This is a genomic window from Paenibacillus prosopidis (assembly GCF_003337375.1).
GTDB classification, from domain to species: Bacteria; Bacillota; Bacilli; order Paenibacillales; family Paenibacillaceae; genus Pristimantibacillus; species Pristimantibacillus prosopidis.
Genome location: NZ_QPJD01000018.1, coordinates 54,629 through 72,953, shown reverse-complemented (window position 1 = coordinate 72,953; position 18,325 = coordinate 54,629). Strand labels below are relative to the sequence as shown.

Annotated in this window: 16 protein-coding genes; 1 reads left to right on the top strand and 15 read right to left on the bottom strand. The window is 46.2% G+C overall.

Translation table 11 applies throughout. The features are described from left to right. Positions 1-23: 23 nt before the first annotated feature. The 6 genes from DFP97_RS24230 to DFP97_RS24210 form a co-directional block, all read right to left on the bottom strand. Positions 24-1,967, bottom strand: coding sequence for a TOMM precursor leader peptide-binding protein (locus tag DFP97_RS24230; RefSeq protein ID WP_114383179.1), 1,944 nt, complete (start codon positions 1,965-1,967; stop codon positions 24-26). Beyond that, complete coding sequence (locus tag DFP97_RS24225) at positions 1,964-3,862, bottom strand: putative thiazole-containing bacteriocin maturation protein (protein WP_245976577.1); 1,899 nt, start codon at positions 3,860-3,862, stop codon at positions 1,964-1,966. The genes DFP97_RS24230 and DFP97_RS24225 overlap by 4 nt, the downstream gene beginning before the upstream one ends. Positions 3,863-4,019: 157 nt before the next feature. After that, complete coding sequence (locus tag DFP97_RS30955) at positions 4,020-4,160, bottom strand: hypothetical protein (protein WP_220271191.1); 141 nt, start codon at positions 4,158-4,160, stop codon at positions 4,020-4,022. 386 nt (positions 4,161-4,546) lie between these two features. Further along, positions 4,547-5,266 (bottom strand): amino acid ABC transporter ATP-binding protein, encoded by a 720-nt coding sequence (locus DFP97_RS24220; protein WP_114383177.1) that lies wholly within the window; start codon positions 5,264-5,266, stop codon positions 4,547-4,549. Next, on the bottom strand, positions 5,253-5,915 hold the full coding sequence (locus tag DFP97_RS24215; protein ID WP_114383176.1) for an amino acid ABC transporter permease: 663 nt from the start codon (positions 5,913-5,915) through the stop codon (positions 5,253-5,255). The genes DFP97_RS24220 and DFP97_RS24215 overlap by 14 nt, the downstream gene beginning before the upstream one ends. 28 nt (positions 5,916-5,943) lie before the next feature. After that, a complete protein-coding gene (locus DFP97_RS24210) occupies positions 5,944-6,768 on the bottom strand; it encodes a substrate-binding periplasmic protein (RefSeq protein WP_114383174.1) in 825 nt (274 codons plus the stop codon). 544 nt (positions 6,769-7,312) lie between these two features. Here DFP97_RS24210 and DFP97_RS24205 point away from each other — a divergent pair. Next, the gene (locus DFP97_RS24205) at positions 7,313-7,531 is read left to right on the top strand and encodes a hypothetical protein (protein ID WP_114383172.1); all 219 of its coding nucleotides are present in this window, start codon (positions 7,313-7,315) and stop codon (positions 7,529-7,531) included. Positions 7,532-7,585: 54 nt separating this feature from the next. Here DFP97_RS24205 and DFP97_RS24200 read toward each other — a convergent pair whose 3' ends face one another. From DFP97_RS24200 to DFP97_RS24165, 9 genes are all read right to left on the bottom strand, one after another. Continuing rightward, a complete protein-coding gene (locus DFP97_RS24200; RefSeq protein WP_114383170.1) occupies positions 7,586-10,576 on the bottom strand; it encodes a S8 family serine peptidase in 2,991 nt (996 codons plus the stop codon). 245 nt (positions 10,577-10,821) lie between these two features. Beyond that, complete coding sequence (locus DFP97_RS24195) at positions 10,822-11,811, bottom strand: nucleotidyltransferase family protein (protein WP_114383169.1); 990 nt, start codon at positions 11,809-11,811, stop codon at positions 10,822-10,824. A gap of 22 nt (positions 11,812-11,833) precedes the next feature. Beyond that, positions 11,834-13,651 (bottom strand): ABC transporter ATP-binding protein, encoded by a 1,818-nt coding sequence (locus DFP97_RS24190; RefSeq protein ID WP_114383167.1) that lies wholly within the window; start codon positions 13,649-13,651, stop codon positions 11,834-11,836. Continuing rightward, positions 13,620-14,096: a signal peptidase I gene (locus DFP97_RS24185; RefSeq protein ID WP_114383165.1), complete on the bottom strand. Its 477-nt coding sequence runs from the start codon at positions 14,094-14,096 to the stop codon at positions 13,620-13,622. Before DFP97_RS24185 ends, DFP97_RS24190 begins: the two co-directional genes overlap by 32 nt. Next, positions 14,086-14,352: a PqqD family protein gene (locus DFP97_RS24180; protein WP_114383163.1), complete on the bottom strand. Its 267-nt coding sequence runs from the start codon at positions 14,350-14,352 to the stop codon at positions 14,086-14,088. Before DFP97_RS24180 ends, DFP97_RS24185 begins: the two co-directional genes overlap by 11 nt. Further along, the gene (locus DFP97_RS24175) at positions 14,352-15,137 is read right to left on the bottom strand and encodes a hypothetical protein (protein ID WP_114383162.1); all 786 of its coding nucleotides are present in this window, start codon (positions 15,135-15,137) and stop codon (positions 14,352-14,354) included. The genes DFP97_RS24180 and DFP97_RS24175 overlap by 1 nt, the downstream gene beginning before the upstream one ends. 81 nt (positions 15,138-15,218) lie before the next feature. Then, positions 15,219-15,389 carry a hypothetical protein gene (locus DFP97_RS30950; protein ID WP_181873661.1) on the bottom strand — a complete coding sequence of 57 codons (171 nt, stop codon included), beginning with the start codon at positions 15,387-15,389 and terminating at the stop codon, positions 15,219-15,221. Between the two features lie 148 nt (positions 15,390-15,537). Beyond that, the gene (locus DFP97_RS24170; RefSeq protein WP_181873660.1) at positions 15,538-16,851 is read right to left on the bottom strand and encodes a sensor histidine kinase; all 1,314 of its coding nucleotides are present in this window, start codon (positions 16,849-16,851) and stop codon (positions 15,538-15,540) included. A 225-nt stretch (positions 16,852-17,076) separates the two neighbouring features. Continuing rightward, the gene (locus tag DFP97_RS24165) at positions 17,077-18,285 is read right to left on the bottom strand and encodes a HesA/MoeB/ThiF family protein (protein ID WP_181873659.1); all 1,209 of its coding nucleotides are present in this window, start codon (positions 18,283-18,285) and stop codon (positions 17,077-17,079) included. Positions 18,286-18,325: the final 40 nt, after the last annotated feature.

Sequence of the window (18,325 nt, the reverse complement as noted above, 5' to 3'; positions counted from 1 at the left end):
TAAGATTACATAAAGGCTAGAGCTTATGGGAACGGGTGCGGGTGCGGATTGAGCTCTTCAGGCGTCAGCGGTTCTTTCACATATCCGAGTACCACCGGCACCTTTAACACCCTCTCCAGCCCACTCAAGCGGATTAGATGTTGTCCGAACGTCATCGGCAGCATACCCGGAATCAATACTTTTACACAATGCAGTCCGTTGCGCAGGGTCTCCGGAGTCGTCTGATCCACAACGATCACATCCAGATTCAAACGGCGGAAGACCTCTAGGAACGACTTCAGATCATCGGTTAGATCGGCATTCCTGACGCTGCGTTTAAATTCCTCGTCAAACGTTCGCAGCGGACGATTTTCATCCAATAAAAATTGCAGGCGTTCCTCCGCTTGCGGCAAACTGTACAGCATGGAATGGTCCTCCATTTGCCGCACCTCGAAAGGATCGTGGAGCATTCTTTCATATTGCTCCCGGTTCTCCTCGAATTTCTCGTTAGATGTCAGCAGCATACCCGCAACCTCGTGGATTGCGCTTTTCACCGCCCTTACAGGATCCGGGCTGGCTCCGGCCGCACAAATGAGGTTCACTCCCTTTTGCGTCCTGTTTTTCGCCAATACCCATACGCATGGAATCCCGTGCTCCATTGTCGAGTTAAACAAATGCACATCATATCCCGTCACCTCCTGCAGACGCTCAACCATTAAACTCAGTTCAAGGTCGCCGGCTGAATACGGGTCAAGGCGCGGAATAGGCAGCTGCGCATACCAGGTCAAGAGGAACGAATCGCGTTCAACTACTTCCAAAATGCCATAAAAAATGGCTTCCTCCAAACTGCCGCCTAATGCGCATCCGTTGGAAGTTTCATAGACAAAACCATGGCCGCAGCCCGAACTGTAGTAGGCGAGAAGCTCCGGGACAAGAATCGGACGTTCCTGCAAAAACGAATAGCCCCACACCCAGTCGATTGACCGGTCGGGATCAAACGGCTTGAACGGAAAATCTGGCCGTTCATACTGTTTCTCCTCGTGTACGCCTACCTGAACGGGGTTCAGCGCACGGTCTTTCAAATTACGGAAACTATCGTGGACTACCGTCCGTTTCCCGCGGGGAGATAGACCGCAGTAACGCTCCAAGCCCTCCAAAATGGCCGTCAGTTCGCTATCCGCATAGGAATTAGTCCGGCCTGCGCAGCCCTCATCCCCCCCGAACAACGGCAGGTTAATACTCGAATCGGCAAAGGGCGACACAAGGTCAAGCAGTTTCCCGTTCAAAAAGCCCGTACGGGCATCCAGATACTCTTTGGCCAGAACGCCCTTAAGTTCATCCATTGGACGGCTGCGGTAACTATCGGGGCTGATCTTCGGGCTTGGTTGAAGTGAAATACGGGCCGCTATCTCAGAATCGTCGGGCAATTGGCTGCAGACCGGACACAGCGGATCAGGCAAAAAGAAGTGGCGCGAGTTCTTCAGGGTTTGAAGATTGATCAAAAACAACTGACCTTCCGTATGAGCATGCCTGCCCTCCAGTACCTTCCCGGCCTCCGCCACAAGCAAATGAGCCACCTGCAAAAGTCCTGTACGAGAAGCCCATACGTCATGGGGCAATCCCTTGTGCTCCGGCAACCTCTGCTGCAGCTCCCACATTTCCTTGCGGTCGCTTCCTGCCATTAGTCGCCGATTGTCCGCGCATTGAGAGCAACCGGACATCCCCGGGCGAACAAGCGGCCCAATTACGCCCTCGCCAAATGAAACAAAGCCGCGAAGCCAAGGGGTTCCGGTCTGCTGAAACATTTCTTCCGCCAAGTGATGAATGGAAGGATCCCACGCATCGTTCAACACCAGCGCCATATCCGCCTCTTTCGGTACTCCTGATGCGAAATCGGCCTGTCGAACGAGCTGGTATTGGGTAGACAATTCCTTGCATACAAAGTCCGTGAGCAGCCCTTCTCCGATTACCGCCACGGTTCCGCTCATCGGCGCTCCTCCTCTCGCAGCGACACGCCAAAGACTCCCGCCAGTTCCTCTTTTAAAAACGGTTCGGAAGCCAGGTCACAGACCAGAAGCCGCTTGTGATTCCGTTTCAATACCTTCAAGGCGGACCGCAGAACCTTCCCGTGTCCAGACTCTTCACACGATGGGATCACAATTTTCTGAGGCGCCTCTTTCTCCGCTTTAACAGATGAAATCGTAAGGACTTGCTCCCTATGGTAAACCGGATTATTTTGAGCCTTCAGCAGTGCTTTCTGCAACGCCTTCCGCAGCGCCAATGTCCGATTTAAGTCGATACTGCCATGCCAACAATTGTTTACACCGACCCATACTACAGGGAAGCCCGACACATCCTCACCCAAGCCGATTACCGGCGCTCCCTGCATCGTAGTCAAAGCACGCAAATAATAACGGCAGCGTTCATCTTCTACCGCACTCAGCTGTACACAAAATACAGAAGGGTTGCGTGCGTCCAGCCGGCTGTCCAGTTCTTCGGCTAAACACTTTTGCAGTCCGCGGCATACGCCTTCCGCAACCGTTTCGCCCGCTCCGACACCTGTGGTTCCGAACATTCGCGTTACGTACGCTTCGATCCCGGACAGACCCGCCTCACGCCGCGCTTCCATATGCGTCTGACCGTTACAGATGATCTCCGGGAGCAGCACAGCGGGTCCTTCCGACAGCGGATCGGCTGCCTGCACGCGGCATTGAGAAAGAGGAAGCTGCTTTATATCCCCTTCCTCCCAAATATGGAAAATACCCGTTTCCGCCGATGTCAACTGGCTGAAGTAAGGAATCAGTCCGTTCGATTCCTTTTTGACCGAGCTCTGCTCGAGCTGAAAATCGAAATCTTCTACCCATTCGGCTGCAGGACTTCCATTCACAAGCGGATGCGGCAGGAACGGTCTCCAGTCACTTTCCAACGTTTCCAGATCGAGCAGGAACAGTTTATTTTGTAATTCCGATACAGTCGTGCCTGTAGCTGTTTTTAGCCATTCAAACACGATGACGTTCGCAAGCATCGCTTCCGCCGTGGAGGAGACGGTATGCAGCTGAGGATCTTTGCATAGCGCGGAAAGGTGTACGCGGCGCCATGCCGATTCTAAGCAGCCTTCCGAATCCGGATGCACCAAGGGCCCAGCCAGACCCGCCTGCTGCATAAATATGGCGGGAATAAGTACCTTCTTCTCCTCTCTGCAAGCCGAGTGAAGGGCCCTCAGTTCCGCGACGCCGCTCTCCTGCGACACATACAATATCGAATCAAATGGCCGCACGATCTCACGCCAAAAAATGTCCCCTTCCTGCGGCAGACTGATCTCCTTCACCTTTACCTCAGGGTCCGTTTTACGGGCATGCGCCACTAGTTCCGTTAGACGCTGCCGGTTCGTCGCTGCCGGATCCGTGACAAGCATGCGGAATTGAGGCAATCCGGATTCCAACAAAGCCGCAATGAGCGAGACAAAAAACGAACCGGAGCCGACCGCGAGCACTTTGGCCTCACGATAAGACTGAAATCGGTGCGCGCCTGAACCGCCATTGGTATCCAAAAATTCAATTTGAGAAGCATACTTCTTGAGAATCTCATCCGGCAATTGATGCGGACGGTCTTGGCTTACGTCCCGAACAAAGCCGTTTGCGTGCAGTACTTCCGCGATTTCATACACCCGTTCCCGGTATTGGTCCGGTAATCCGTCCGTCAAATCCTCCAACGTGTATTCCCCGTTGAACACCGGTATCAATTTATCAATCCACTGGTCAATCGCGGTGCCTTCCATGCGGAACGAGCCTATATTGTTGCGAAAATAGACGCCTCCTTCCGGAGAAGGGAGAAAAAACGTATCCCCTTTCACTTTCAGACGCATAGAGGGATTCAAATCCATTCCTCCTTCAGGTTTTACTTTACGCAAAACCCTCTTCTTAAGCATAAACGCATCAATTTCTCTTAATGGTATGTATGGCTATTTGTCCCTCATTCCAGAACTTATAAAGAATAGCCCCTGCCAGCAGAGCCGCTTGCAGGGGCACCTCTTATCTCATTCAGAAAATTAGCCGCCGCAGCGTGCACAGCTTCCGCATCGGGAACAATTGCTGCAGCGTGCACAGTTGTGGCTGCATCGGAAGCAGTTGCTGCACCGGAAGCAGTTGCTGCAGCGGAAACAGTTCGCGCATGAGAAACAATTTGCACAAAAACCTATGCAGAATCCAATGCAAAAACCAATGCACAGCCGCGAATCATTAGGATCATTTTGGCCTTGACCCGTGGCCTGTGTCATCCCGCTCGCATTGAATTCGCCAATTGACAGATTTTGAAGATCCTTTTTGAAATCATTCATTTTTATAACCTCCGTTTAATATTCCTTACTTTTAAGCACACTGGACTGGTCATGATGCCGAATATCGACAAAATATACATATGAAATTTGCTCCGCTAGTGTTCCTAGTACAAACACCTATAAATGAACCTCAACTAGTCTTTTTTACTTGGCTATTACCTCGCGCGCAAACAACAAAAAAAAACCGACGCTAAATGATGCGTGAGCGTCGGTTTTTAAAATCAAATCATATCAATGCAATATCCGGCTTAAAAATAATCGCGTACGCTCTTCCTTCGGATTGGACAGCACTTCCTCAGGCGAGCCCGTCTCAATGATTTGTCCTTTATCCATAAAAATAACCCGATCTGCGACTTCACGGGCAAAGCCCATTTCATGTGTAACCAGCGCCATCGACATACCTTCCACAGCCAGCTGCTTAATAACCTGAAGCACCTCGCCTACAAGCTCGGGGTCCAGCGCCGACGTCGGCTCATCGAACAGCATAAGCTTCGGCTGCATAGCCAATGAGCGAGCAATCGCGACACGCTGCTGCTGTCCGCCCGACAGCTGACTCGGATAGGAATTCAGCTTATCCCCCATCCCTACCTTCTCCAGCAAGCTGGCTGCCAGCTCCCGGGCCTGCACCTTATTCATCTTCTTTACCCATGTTGGGGCTTCCATTACATTTTGGACGACGGTCAAGTGGGGAAACAAATGAAACTTCTGAAATACCATTCCGATTTCGGTACTCAATTGACTCTGCTTCTGCTTCAGAATGGATTGTCCGTTAAACAGGATGTCGCCGGACTCAATCTTCTCCAATCGGTTGATGCAGCGCAGCACCGTACTTTTGCCCGAGCCGCTCGGCCCTATAATAACGACCTTTTCGTTGTGCTTAATCGACAAATTAATGCTTTTCAATATATGGTTATGTCCGTAAAATTTATCAACGCTTTTAAATTCGATCATGCGCGCTCAGCCCCTTCTCCAGTCGGTGAGCAACAGCCATCAGCAAGGAGTTTATGACTAAATAGATGAAACCAATAATCGTGTACACCTCAAAGCTGCGGAATGTCGTCGTAATGATCGTCTCACCCGTGCGGAACAATTCCGCAATCGTAATCAAAGAAACCATCGATGAATTTTTAATCGTCGTAATAAATTGGTTAACGAGTGGCGGAATCATAATTTTGCTTGCTTGAGGACCAATAATACGAATCATGCTGATGGACTTGCTCATCCCGAGAGAACGCGCCGCTTCCATTTGCCCCTTGTCGATTGCCTGTATGCCGGAGCGGACAAGCTCTGTACAGTATGCTCCCGTGTTTAAGGCTAGTCCGAGTATACCCGCTTCGAACGGCTCTAACTGAATCCCCAGCTGCGGGAGACCAAAGTATAAAATAAACAGCTGCACCAGCAACGGCGTCCCTCTGAAAATCCACGTATACGCAAAAGCAATATTTCGCAGCAGCTTCGATTCCGATACCTTGCACAGCCCTCCGGCAATACCAAGCAGCAAACCGATCACAAGGGACAAGATAGAGAGCTTTACCGTCATCCATGCACCGTCTATAAAAGCTGGCAGGAAAGGCATTACGGTTGAATAATCCAGATTCATAACTGATCCTCCCGAGATTCCTTTAGTATTACTTCAGCCATTTATTAAACGTTTCTTCTGCAGCTCCGCTATCTTTAAACTCTTTTATGACTTCATTCGCAACCGCGAGCAGCTCGCTATCTCCCTTTTGCACCCCAATACCCAGATCGGCGTGAACGAAAGGCTCTCCAACCAGCACAAGCTTATTGTCCGGGTTTTGCTTATTATAGCCAAGCTGATTCAGATAGTCGTTAAAACCGATGTCCAACCGGCCCAGTGACAAGTCCAGCAAGTATTCAGGATTGTCCTTGTATGCCTTAATCGTCAATTTCGTGCCTTTCGCGACCAAATCATTAGCCACCTTCTCACTCGTTCCGCCCGCTTTAACGCCGACCGTCTTCCCTTCAATGTCGTCCATGCTGTTGACCGAATCGTCATCCGCCCGCTTAACAAGGGATACGCCAGTTGCTAAATACGAGTCGGACATATCAATGACCTTTTTTCGTTCATCGGTAATGTACATGCCGGCAATGACCATGTCCGCTTGTTTGTTTTGCAAGGTCGGTATTAATGCAGTAAACTGCATATCGACCCACTCTACAGGAACGCCCAGCTTCTCTCCGATTTTGTTGCCGAGGTCGATATCGTAGCCAATAAGCTTGTTGTCCGGATCGCGAAATTCGAACGGATAATAATTGCCTGTAGCGATAATAAGCTTGCCTCGCTTTTTGATTTCCGCGATTCTTCCCGTTTCCTGGGCACCTGCCCCCGCTTCAACACTCTCCGGTTTCTTATCCGCACCGCATCCAGACAGCACCATAGTCAACAGCAGAATAGCCGCCATAATGATTTGACCCGTCGCTTTTGTTCTCATATTATCCCATCCTTCTATTAAAATTTAGTTTTACATAACTTTTGGTCGGTTAATTCTACATCAAGCAATCTAGAATCAAACAATCTAGAATCAGCAATCTAGCAATCTAGTAATCCAGCTCCCCCAGCATCTATTATCACCTCAACGAATTTAATGTTATGTTTCATAACATATATTCAATGTACATTCACATATTACAGTCTGCTACCCTCTAAATCAATGTATAACCTAGCTGAAAATACTTTTTCTTATTGTTTAATGTGAACAAATATAACATAAACGTTTCATGATTTTATAACTTCTTTTGATGGATAGAGAGCATTTTGTAACGGGAAAACATCCCGTTAATTATTCAATTTGAACGATATATAATCATATAAATGGAAAACCTCCCGTTAATATTATCCGATTCGCTCAATGATCATAAAAACCACGATTTAGATGGAGGTTTTCCCGTTAGAAAAAATCCTCCCGATTTCGTAAACAAATTAACAGGAGGATTTCCTTATAAGTAAGGGGCCACTACCGATTCTGGAGCGCTCTGATGGACTTACCAAACAACAAAAAGGGCTGTCTCAAAGGTTTAAGAACCTTAGAGACAGCCCCTTGGCTGCTTTATTTTGGTGGAGAAACGAAACGGATCCATGAGCTAGCATACAAGGACATCAAATTCGTTATTTGTCCGTTTCTCCCTTCTTTTAAGGTATTTACGGACATCGAATCCGTTATTTGCTGCAAAACGGTTATTTTCGGCGTATTCTAAGGTGTTTGACGGATCTGATGTCCGCATCCCCTCAAGCTAGCGGAACCCTAAGACTCATTCAAGGTTATTTCTCGGCTTGTTAGGCTTCACCTTTTTCATATCAACGATATATGCCGGCTCGACTACGCCATTATTGGCTATGTCATAGACATACACTTCAACCGGTTTAAGCCCGGGTTTAAGCGGGACCTGAACGCTAAAGCTGCCATCCGGGGCTATAACGCCATCCGCTTGAACCCAGCCTCTGTCATAGTATAATGCGGCAACCCCGATAGCCGAATAATCGCCAAACAGGTCAATCATAAAATCACTTTTAATCTGTCCGGTAATCGTTCCTATGCCATTCTGGGAAGTAACAGCCGGATTATCCAATGCCGAGACCGGCGCGTTCACATCAATTACAAAAGGAGATGCCTGTTCCTCAAGCGGTGTAACTGACGTTTCATCTCCTACCCAAGGAATGATGACATAAAAGCCTTCCTCTAATGGGGCCGAACCTGCGTCATTCGTTACTATACCGTCCCAGGCTTCAATGATATAGCTTCCGGGATCGATGCCATCGTCAGCCGCTGCAATGGTTCCTTTCCACTGTGAAGTGACGGCATCATAAACATCCAAAGAGAAATAGGGTGAAGCCAAATTTACTTTAAATGCGATATCCGCAGTATCCGTCACACCGTCACCATTTGGAGAGAAGAAAAGGGGGTCCAGCGTTACATCGGATATAGCATCCGGTATATCCGCCTCGCCAACATACACGGCGAATGGAACCTGCAGGGTATGCCCTTCTCCTTCTGCTGCGGTCAATACAATTTCACCTTCATAACGGCCGTCCGCCGCATTCGGATCCACTTGCAAGGTTACGTCAAAAAGAGTCGAGCCTCCGGCGTTTACTGCCGCGTTAGCTTGGCTGGCTGTGATGCTGCCGGCGGAAGAACCGTGCCATGTCGTAGTGATCGCGTAAGAGGAAGCGGCTCCGGCAATATCTTTTACGGTAATGGTTCTCGTATCAAGCGCCCCGGCATCCTTCTGTCCGAAGGAGATGCTCCCTGTAAAATATGGCATGCTCTCCCCGTTTGGCACCGCGTTGGTTGCTTGTTCCACCATAGCTACCGCCTTCGCTTCAAGGGTATTCCCGAGGTCTGCTCTGCCTGCTCCTTGTACCATATGCGAATAGCGCTGGCCATCACGGTCGGCCAATTCGACCGCGTTATTCATCAATACGGACTTTACTTCGAACGGATCCATCGAGCTGTCCTTCTGTAATAACAGCGCGGCGGCTCCGGCAATATGAGGACTAGCCATACTCGTTCCTTGTAAGTCGGCGTAGGCATCCTCATAGTTTCCATCAAAAGCAGGAACCGAGGAACGAATCCCCACGCCAGGCGCCGAAATATCCGGCTTGATCGTTAGCCCCGGCAAAGTCGGTCCGACCGAACTGAATTCCCCCATTAAATCCTGCTCAAGTTCAATGCCAAACGTAAAGGGATAGGACTCGACCGTATCGGTTTTAGCTTTGAGAGCGAGTCCATCTTCTTGCGAAATGCTCATAGTTGGAACATAATTGCCCTCTTCTCCTAAGGTGCCGCCAAAGTTTCCGGGTTCATTGTTATAAATAATAACGGCGACAGCACCAGCTGCCTGCGCATTCAATGATTTCTCGGCAAAAGAGATAGAGCCGCGGGAGATTAATGCCGCTTTGCCAGTCAAATCCTTTCCTTCAAAATCCGCAGAAGTGCCTAACCCGGCAAATACAAGATTTAAGGCTCGACCTTGCAAATCTCCGAGTTCCGGGGAAAATGCCATAATGCTCGCATAAACCTTCTCTATTCCGTCTGCTTGTATAGTCGGAACGTTAAGCGGAGGCGAAGAAGCGCCGACAGAAATAGCCATGTCCGCCGATGCCGGGGAACCGACCGTATAGGAATTGGGTCCGTCGTTTCCGTTCGAGGTTACGGCAACAACCCCGCCGAGCATAGCGTTATTCAGCGCAATGGAGGTGGCATCATACTGATCGTTAACGCTGCTCCCTAGGGATAAGTTAATGACATCCATCTCATCCAGCACGGAGCGCTCTATAGCGGCTATAACATCCTCCGTTGAACCTGTACCGCCAGGCCCGAGAACGCGATACGCATATATATCCGAGCCATACGCCACGCCGCGGACCCAACCTGTCCCGCTGCCGGGATTGAGAGGATCTCCCCGGCCGGCAATCGTACCCGAAACGTGGGTACCATGGTCCGTATCTGCTTCCGGATCGTCCGGATCCGGGAGCGTCTCCATCGGATCGGTATCATCATCCACAAAGTCGTATCCCCCTTTATAAGCGGATGCTAAGCTTGGATGATGATAATCGATTCCCGTATCCAGTACGCCGACCTTAATTCCGGTTCCGTCGAAGCCAAGATCCCAGTAGAAATCGGATCCCATAAAAGGCGCGCTTTCATCCATATTCGGAGTGATACTATCAATTGGAGACACTTTAAATTCTATATTCGGATAGATGGCCTTTACTCCTGGCAGCGTTAATAGGCTGTCCACTTGATTGGCAGGTATCTTTAAGGAGTAGCCGTTAAATACATGTTTGTATTGTCTCTTCGGCTTTGTTTTTATTTTTGCCAAAGCTGCAGCGAAATCGGTTTGTTCTGCTGATAATTCACTTTGATAAGCCGCATCGGATTTCTTTAGGCCTTTCTTTACTTTCACTTGATAAACGGAAACGGGGTCAGTCTTTAGCTCCACAATGACATCGATTGGTTCCGTGCTGTCCAAAGCCGGGACATAATTTTGCGGCTTGATCGTCTGAGATATAGTAGGATTATTAGTGCTGCTTGCCTGTTGTTTCATCGCTTCCAATTTTGATGAATGATCGAATGGTGAAGCTATATTGGCCGAAGGCAGTGACAGATGGTCTGCTTGCAGGGAAGAATGCAGGAGCTTTGCTTCAGCAGCCGTTCCTGCTGCAGGGGAAGTGAGAGAAAATACGAGAGCGAACAGGAATGAAAGGGCCAACCATTTTTTTCGAAATATTGCTTTGTACATCTTATCCCTCCAATACCATTTTTCTAAAAATAAACGCGGCCTTTACTTAACCGATCCGTACGTCCCCCCTTTCCCCTATCGGCGTGTAATGTTTTTAGTGTAAATGATGAATTTTAAATAATTTGTTGAAATCTCTGAAAATTGAAAAATAAGTAGATTTTCCTATAATTTGGAGCGTCGGTTCCGACAAAAAAAGCCCATTCCCAAATGAGATGGACTACTACTTATAGCTGATACAAACGACCTTAAGGCCTGCTAGGTGTAAGCCAGTTATAAACTTCTCTGAAGCTATGCCTGAGGTTATCGTAACTTAAAAATTGATAATCAATAAAATCCAAATATTTCAAAATCCGCTTCCGCTGCAGCCTGTCGTTATTATTTTGGAGCCAACGCTTTCTTTTAACCGGGAGTTCCTTTATGTTGTCTAACATCGGATACGACTCATAAACAATGGATAATGTCCGTACGAGCCTTTTTCGCGTTTCATGGGCCGAGGCATCTTGAAAAAGAAGATCATAGTTTAGGCTATCTTTTAAAACATAGATCAATTGGATGATATCGATAAAATATTTAGGGGATTGTAAATTATGTCTCCACCCGTGCAGACAAATCATGTAGAAGGTATGGTAATCCGATAATGCCATAACATAGTCGTATTGTTTAAAGGGGACCGCATTATTCCAAAATGGTTCAATCTCAAAATTAGAAGTGGTTTCTTTTACGATATTCCAGTGGATTTCTACCGTTAAAGGAATAACGGCCCCTGGTATCCGTTTGCTGAAGCATAAATGAAAGTGGGATGGAATCGGCTCTTGCTCGATCTGAAAGCCCAAAGCTATAACACAATCGACCGCGCGCCCGACATCTTCTTTTCTAACTAATAGATCAATGTCCGAAGTCCCTCTTGCGCCAATATGACCAAAATACTTTTCAGCGAAATAGACTCCTTTTAATGGGATGACGTTCAGCTGGATCGTCTCAAACCTTTGCAGGATCCGGTCGGTTTGATTTTTAATAAACAAATTCAGGTGCAGTGCTTCGTTATAAACGTTTTTCAGCCTTTCCCGGAAAAACAATGGCGTATCTTCAAGACGGCCCTGTTCTTTTAATAAATGGTAGATTTGAGAAGAGACCGCATATGCTTCAATTTCCTCAATCGCTTGCCTATAAAACTCTACATCTTCTGTTAAGCTGCAGCTCCGATCATACAGTGCTTTTAGAAGTTGATTGATCAACTATTCTCTTCCCTTCTATTGATTAAGCATTCACGGCCAAAGGATTAGCCGCGCTTGACTGATTGGGAACCCGCGTTTTATTCAGCTCGCTGTACAGCCCCTTCTCATGGATCAACTCATGATGCTTCCCCATTTGGACGATCTTTCCTTGATCCAAAACAACGATGACATCAGCATGCTGAATCGTAGATATTCGATGGGCAATAATCAGTGTCGTACGATTTTTCATTAATTGGTCTAATGCATCCTTTACTAAAAATTCCGTTTCACTGTCTAAAGCAGAAGTGGCTTCGTCTAATAATAGGATGGGAGCATCTTTGAGGATGGCTCTTGCAATCGATATTCTCTGTCTTTGTCCGCCTGAAAGCTTTACCCCTCTTTCCCCAATTTCCGTATCATATCCTTTAGGAAGAGCTGTAATAAACTCATGAATATTGGCGCTTCTTGAGGCATTTATCATCTCCGCTTCAGAAATGCCCGGACGTGCCAGCATTAAATTATCTCTGATCGTTCCGCTAAACAAAAAGGTTTCCTGTGGCACATAAGCAATCGAGTTTCTTAGCTCGGAGAGGGTAATATCTTCTACTGAAGTATCGTCTATGCGAATAGAACCCGATTGGCATCTATAAAATCCTTGGAGCAGATTAAATAAGGTTGATTTCCCCGCTCCGCTTGGACCGACAAAAGCTACGACCTGACCCTTTGGAATTTGCAAATGAAAATGCTCAAACACATTTTTTTGTCCATCATAACTAAACGTAATATCATGGAATTGGATACGATTATGCAGAAGCGGCGTTGGAGCAAAGGAAGGAAGCTCTTTGGAATCCCTGGGTTTATCGAGCAGATTGATTATACGTTCTATCGCTGATAATGCTCTTTGATAGCTTGCCCATTGTCCGGCTAGACCCGTAAGGGGATTGACCATACGGCCGACAAGCGTAATAAATGATAATAAGGCGCCAATCGTAATGACGTTTCCGGAAACAAAATAGGCTCCCACAATGAAACTGACAAGATAGGCGGTTGCCCCAACAGCCTCACCTCCCGCGTAGAACCAGCCCCGCAGCTTAGCATCCTTTAGCTCTAATGAATAAAGGTCTTGATTCATACGGTCATATTTTGTAAAAAACAGCTTCTCTAACGTAAATGAGCGAATGACCACAAAGCCGTGAAACGTGTCGTTAAGACTTTTATTAATGCTGCTGATCAGTTTATGTATAAGACGGCTATTATTTCGAAGTAATAACCCGAATACAGCACCGCCAATAATAGCAACAGGAACAACTAATAGACTAAGTAAGGACAGCTTCCAGCTAATTTGTACCAAGTAAATGAAGGATGCGATCGAGATAACGGGATACCTGATTAAGTTGATTAATCCCCTGCCTACAATTCCATCCACATTATGGATCTCATTCGTAAAATGGGATAATAATTCGCCTGAATGAAGATTCGATACATGGTTTCCCGGCAAAAGTAAAATATGTTGATATAAGTCCAAATTCAGATCTTTTTTCACTGCGTTAACGGCTATGGTTTCCAGATACGTATCCATGAAGTTTGTAGTAATACTCGTTGCAGTTAAACCGACTCCAATAAACAGCAGCCCCTTGAGACGGTCAAAATCACGATGAACCGCCGCATCGGTTAATTGGCCAATAAACCATGCAAATGCCAGTATTAATGAAATATCGATCACCATCAGCAAAAATAAGCTTATATAGGCCTTTTTATGCTTCAGGATATAGGGCTTTAATAAGTGATACGTTCTTTTCATTTCCTTTGTAGACATATATGGTTTTAAATCAATTTTTTTCGCTGCTCGTATAAATCTCATTAGGACACCTTCTATTCAAGTAAGCTCTTAGAAAGACAGTCAGGATCGGGAACAGAAGAATCATTTGGCTCCAAACATGAACAGATAAGCTCGGCAGCTTGATCCGGTACTTTCCTTTATTTATTGAAGTCAGCTTGCCGATCAGCTGTTCTTGACCGACAGGTTCATCGGCACCAAAATTCGTGTCGCCCTTTAGCCGGTAGGTAACCTGCTCATTTAACGATTCGACAGACAGTAGGCGATGAGCAACCAAGCTGCCCGATAAAGTATGAAACAATATAATTTCACCTTTTTTCAGCTTCATCGCTTCACATGGAACAAATCGGCAAATATTGCCTTGTTTGATAAGGGGATACATGCTTGTGCCTTCCGCCGGAAGCTCTACCCATCCCTGTTTCCTTATAACCTCTTTAATCAAATAACAAGCGGTTAGATTAGCTGGCATGCCGGATTAATCCGCAATCCATTAAATGAGTTACAAATTGCTCAATATCCTGCTCGATGGATTCGTCCTCTACTGCATAATGAGTTTGAACGGTTTGAATCATTTGCCGGATCGTGCATGGCTCATGCAGCAGCGACCAGCAAAAACTCCCAACCTCATTAAGAGTCGTCACCATAAATGCATCTGCATTTAAGATAACGGACTCCCCGTCAAGCTCCAGCACCTCGAATTTTTCCTTGTGAATATAGCTTGCCATTAGGAAATCAGCTCCCAAAAAGTATTGTTCTTTTGAAAATGCAGCTCATAAACCGGAATTTCATTCACGACTAGCTTTAAAAGACGCAAAATCTTAGTCGGCTCCTCCGCCCTATAGGACCAAAAAAACACTTTGTCCGTCATTTGCAGAAGGGCCTCGGCTTTCTTTAGCTTCAACCTTTTATTGGATCGTGACTGTTCTAATAGTTGAATGCTGGCTAATGGACAGTTTTCATGATGATCCGTTGACTGAAGCTCGCTGCGAAACGGTGAATTAAAAACCGTAATGCTTTCTTCGGTGATTTTCAAGATCGTAGCTTCGTCTGACAAAAGCTTTCTAGGATAAGATAATTTAGCGGCTGTTGATTTCCCGGCACCGGAATGACCCATGAAAACATGCGCCCGGCCCTCTTCTATCACACAGGAGGAATGGATTAAAAGTCCCCAGTTGTGATGGACGATAAATGAACTGTACAGATTCATTAGGGCATGCTTTAGAGCTAATTCATCATGAACGGCGACTGTCGCCTGCTTATAATCATCGTCCACTTGGATGGAATAATCGGCTCTTAGGAAAGAGATTTGATTACCTTCTTTTAAAATATGAACCTCATAATCAACAAAAGGGGTTCCGTAGCCATCTTCCAAGAGGATAGCTAAATCCGGTTGACACTCAAATGAATGATCAAAATATTGAAAATGTGTTTTGAGCATATGTATAACATCACCGGAAGCACACATAACTTGCATGAAATGCTCGCCAATTTTTAGCGTTAACTTCTCCATTTTAAAACCCCTTAAACGAATTAATTCGGGCAGAGAGGTCTTTAGAGTATCGACCCTGACCTCTCCTCGGCTACGGAATAATCATTTCTTGTCTTTTTTCGGATTATAAGGTTCATGTGGATAATTGTCCCCATTGCTTTTTCCAGGATCGCCTGAAACGGGTCCATGTCCTTTATTCCAACTTTGAGACGTTTCAAAGCGAATCGGTTGATGCTTTAAAACCTTTGGCGCATGGTAAGCCGGCTTTTGCATTGTATCACCTCCATTCGCAATTGTTCCTTATAACGAACAATAAGATAAAAAAAAGGAGCACTGATCTGATTGTTTCAGTGCTGTAGTTACAAAACCACATCTTTTATTATACAAGAGAATTCGTTCTTTTTAAAGAACAAAATTTCGACTAATTCAAAGGAATGCTGATTTCGAAACTAATGGCCTTTTCATCCACTAACCTAACGGAGAGATTGCCGCCATATAGGTTAAGCTTCTGTTCCACAACGGCAAGACCGATTCCGCGGTCCCCTTTTTTGGTGCTGAACCCAAGCTTTGTGAAATTAGAAATATCCGCCGGATGAAGCGGCTTGGAGAGCGGATTTATTATTTTAAACTGAAAAACGCCGTTACTGGCCCGTCCCTCCAGCCCTATACGCCTATATTCATCTGCCACCAGCTTCGTTTCTTCAATGGCATTATCAATTAGATTTCCCATAATGGTAACGATAGCAATGGATCTGACTCCCAGCACCTTTCCTATGTCGCCGAAGTTAATATCCGTTTTGATGTCATGCGCCATGCAGGAGGAAAGCTTTGATTGGAGAAGCGCCACGATAGCAGGTTCACCGATTCGCATCAAATGGCTGACCTCCTCAATATCAAATTGAATGCCGTTTATGTATTGATTTGCTTCTTCCAGCTTGTTCAACTTCAATAGAGAGAGAGCAACTTGGGCGTGGTTCAAAAAGTCATGACGCTGCCCGCGGACGATCGTGAACATATCGTGAATTTCTTTGATATACACCTCTTTGGTCATCTCAACCACTTCGGTCTTCGTCCGGCTAATGACATGCAGTACGAAGAAAAAAACGGCGATGGAGGCGATACACAATAGGATAGAAGCAGTAATGACAGCTGACTCGGGCAACCCGAAAACTCCATTGGTGATGACGACTACGAGAGCGCAAAATTGTAAAACAAAAAAAAGAATCAGCGCGGGAAAGCTCGTGTTCCGATGCTCGGCCACATAAAGGGAGATAGGGACGCCGACATGAACCCTGCGTTTATCGAGATAAAAGAGCAAAAATAGAATACCGAGCAATAACGGGTCCACAATAAATAACCAAATATATAAATGGCTAAGCAAGTACTCTCTGGAAACGAACATGGTGAGGATAGAGCCTGCAATGCTTTCCAAAGCCACGTATATCAATAAAGACAGCACAGAGGCTTTGAATAGCGCTAACCACCTCAAACGGAAGAAGAATGCGCCGAAGATAACAAGAAAAGAAACAAGAAAGTTCACAAGATGATATTGAAGCGGAAGAAAATTAAAGCTGATAGCGGCATATATAGAGCTGACAAGAACAAAACCAATTGCGCTTTTCAAATTCCGCTCCGTTGTCCTGCCCCAAAAAACAAGCGAGGCGTACACGCTCACGCAAGCGAGGGGAATCGAGACAATTAATAAAGTAGGCAGGGCATCAATGATGTTTATCATAGAGGCATAAATTCTCCTTGCTGGAAAGTCTATTATGAACGAAAGTAAGTCCATTGTAACCCGTATGGGAGCTATGCGCATTAGAAATTTATGTCGCCCAAGCAAAAAAATAAAAGCTTGATTTCTCAAGCTTTCATCGTTATTACACCATCTATTTCTTAATCGCAAGAGTCAAGTCAGTTAAAAGCCAACCCTGTTGTTTTTACCGGTTTCACCGGTTTAATTTTAACTTTTTTCAAGGAAATCACCTCCTTTGCAGATTGAAATATCCCCCTGTTCCAAAGCACGAAAAAACTGAAAAATGGGATCCAAACCCTCGCCTTGACCGCATGTAGGGCAATCCGGGACCGGACTTGAAAAGTCCATCTTAATCGCCGTTTGCAAGGTTTCGAAATGAATGGAAACCACTTTCCCTTCCGATTGCAAAGGACCCGTCCCTGCAATCAGGCGAGCTAACTCCCCGCAAACCATCCCTGTGAGAAGCATGTAATTGGCGGCTATTGCCGTGCTTGGCATTCTAAAGCCGGATGACAGATAACTTTGAATGAATTGGAGATAGTCATCATCTTGCCGGCTGTGAAGAAGATAATTGCAATCCAGACAGCCTGTTATTCCCGGAACGACGGTATATAACTGCCCTTCTACTACATTCACTCCCCCGCCGATAAAAGGGATGCCTTTCTTTACGCAAGCTTGATTCACCCAACGTTCCACCAAAAAATGAGGCTGATCCGCGCAGAGAATGACCAAATCGCTATCTGCGATAGCTTTTTCCGCGTCTTCTGTTGATCTGATCTCGCCAGAAATACATTCCAATTTCAGCTTCGAATGAAAGCGATGGATAAAATCCCGGGCTGCATCAATCTTCCTTCTGCCGATATCTTCTTCTTTAAATAACAGCTGCCGATTCAAGTTGCTCCATTCAACAACATCAAAATCGACAATTCGTACTTTACCGACGCCCAAACCTGCCAGATTAAAAAGTACGCCCGATCCGAGCGTTCCAACGCCGATAACGGTTATTCTTGCATGGTTGAGCCTGCGCTGCATTTCCCATGGACCGTTCTCCAGATTGGAGAAGTAAGAAAAATAGTTCAAGTTCGCTTTGTATCTTTCCAGCTCCATAGAGGAAAAGCTGTTGTAGGCCGTTGACTCAGAGTTATCCAAAAAGCCAAGAGCATCAAATTCGGAGATGAGCTCCGATAGCTCGGATTCTGAAATCCGTATACCGCTGCCATGCAAATTGATTAGTATCACTTTTATCGTTCTGGTGCCATCCATTAGATTGATAAGCTGCAGAACGAATCCATTTTCATCTTCTATTTCAACAGCCCGATCAGGAAAAAGTTCGCCGACTCGAATTAAGCCTTGTTCCTTCACTCTTACAAATACTATTTTTTTCACCATCGGCTTCATATTCAAATTCAAAGCCACGTTCATCCCTCCGGTTCCCCTGCTAATTGAGGCAGAGACC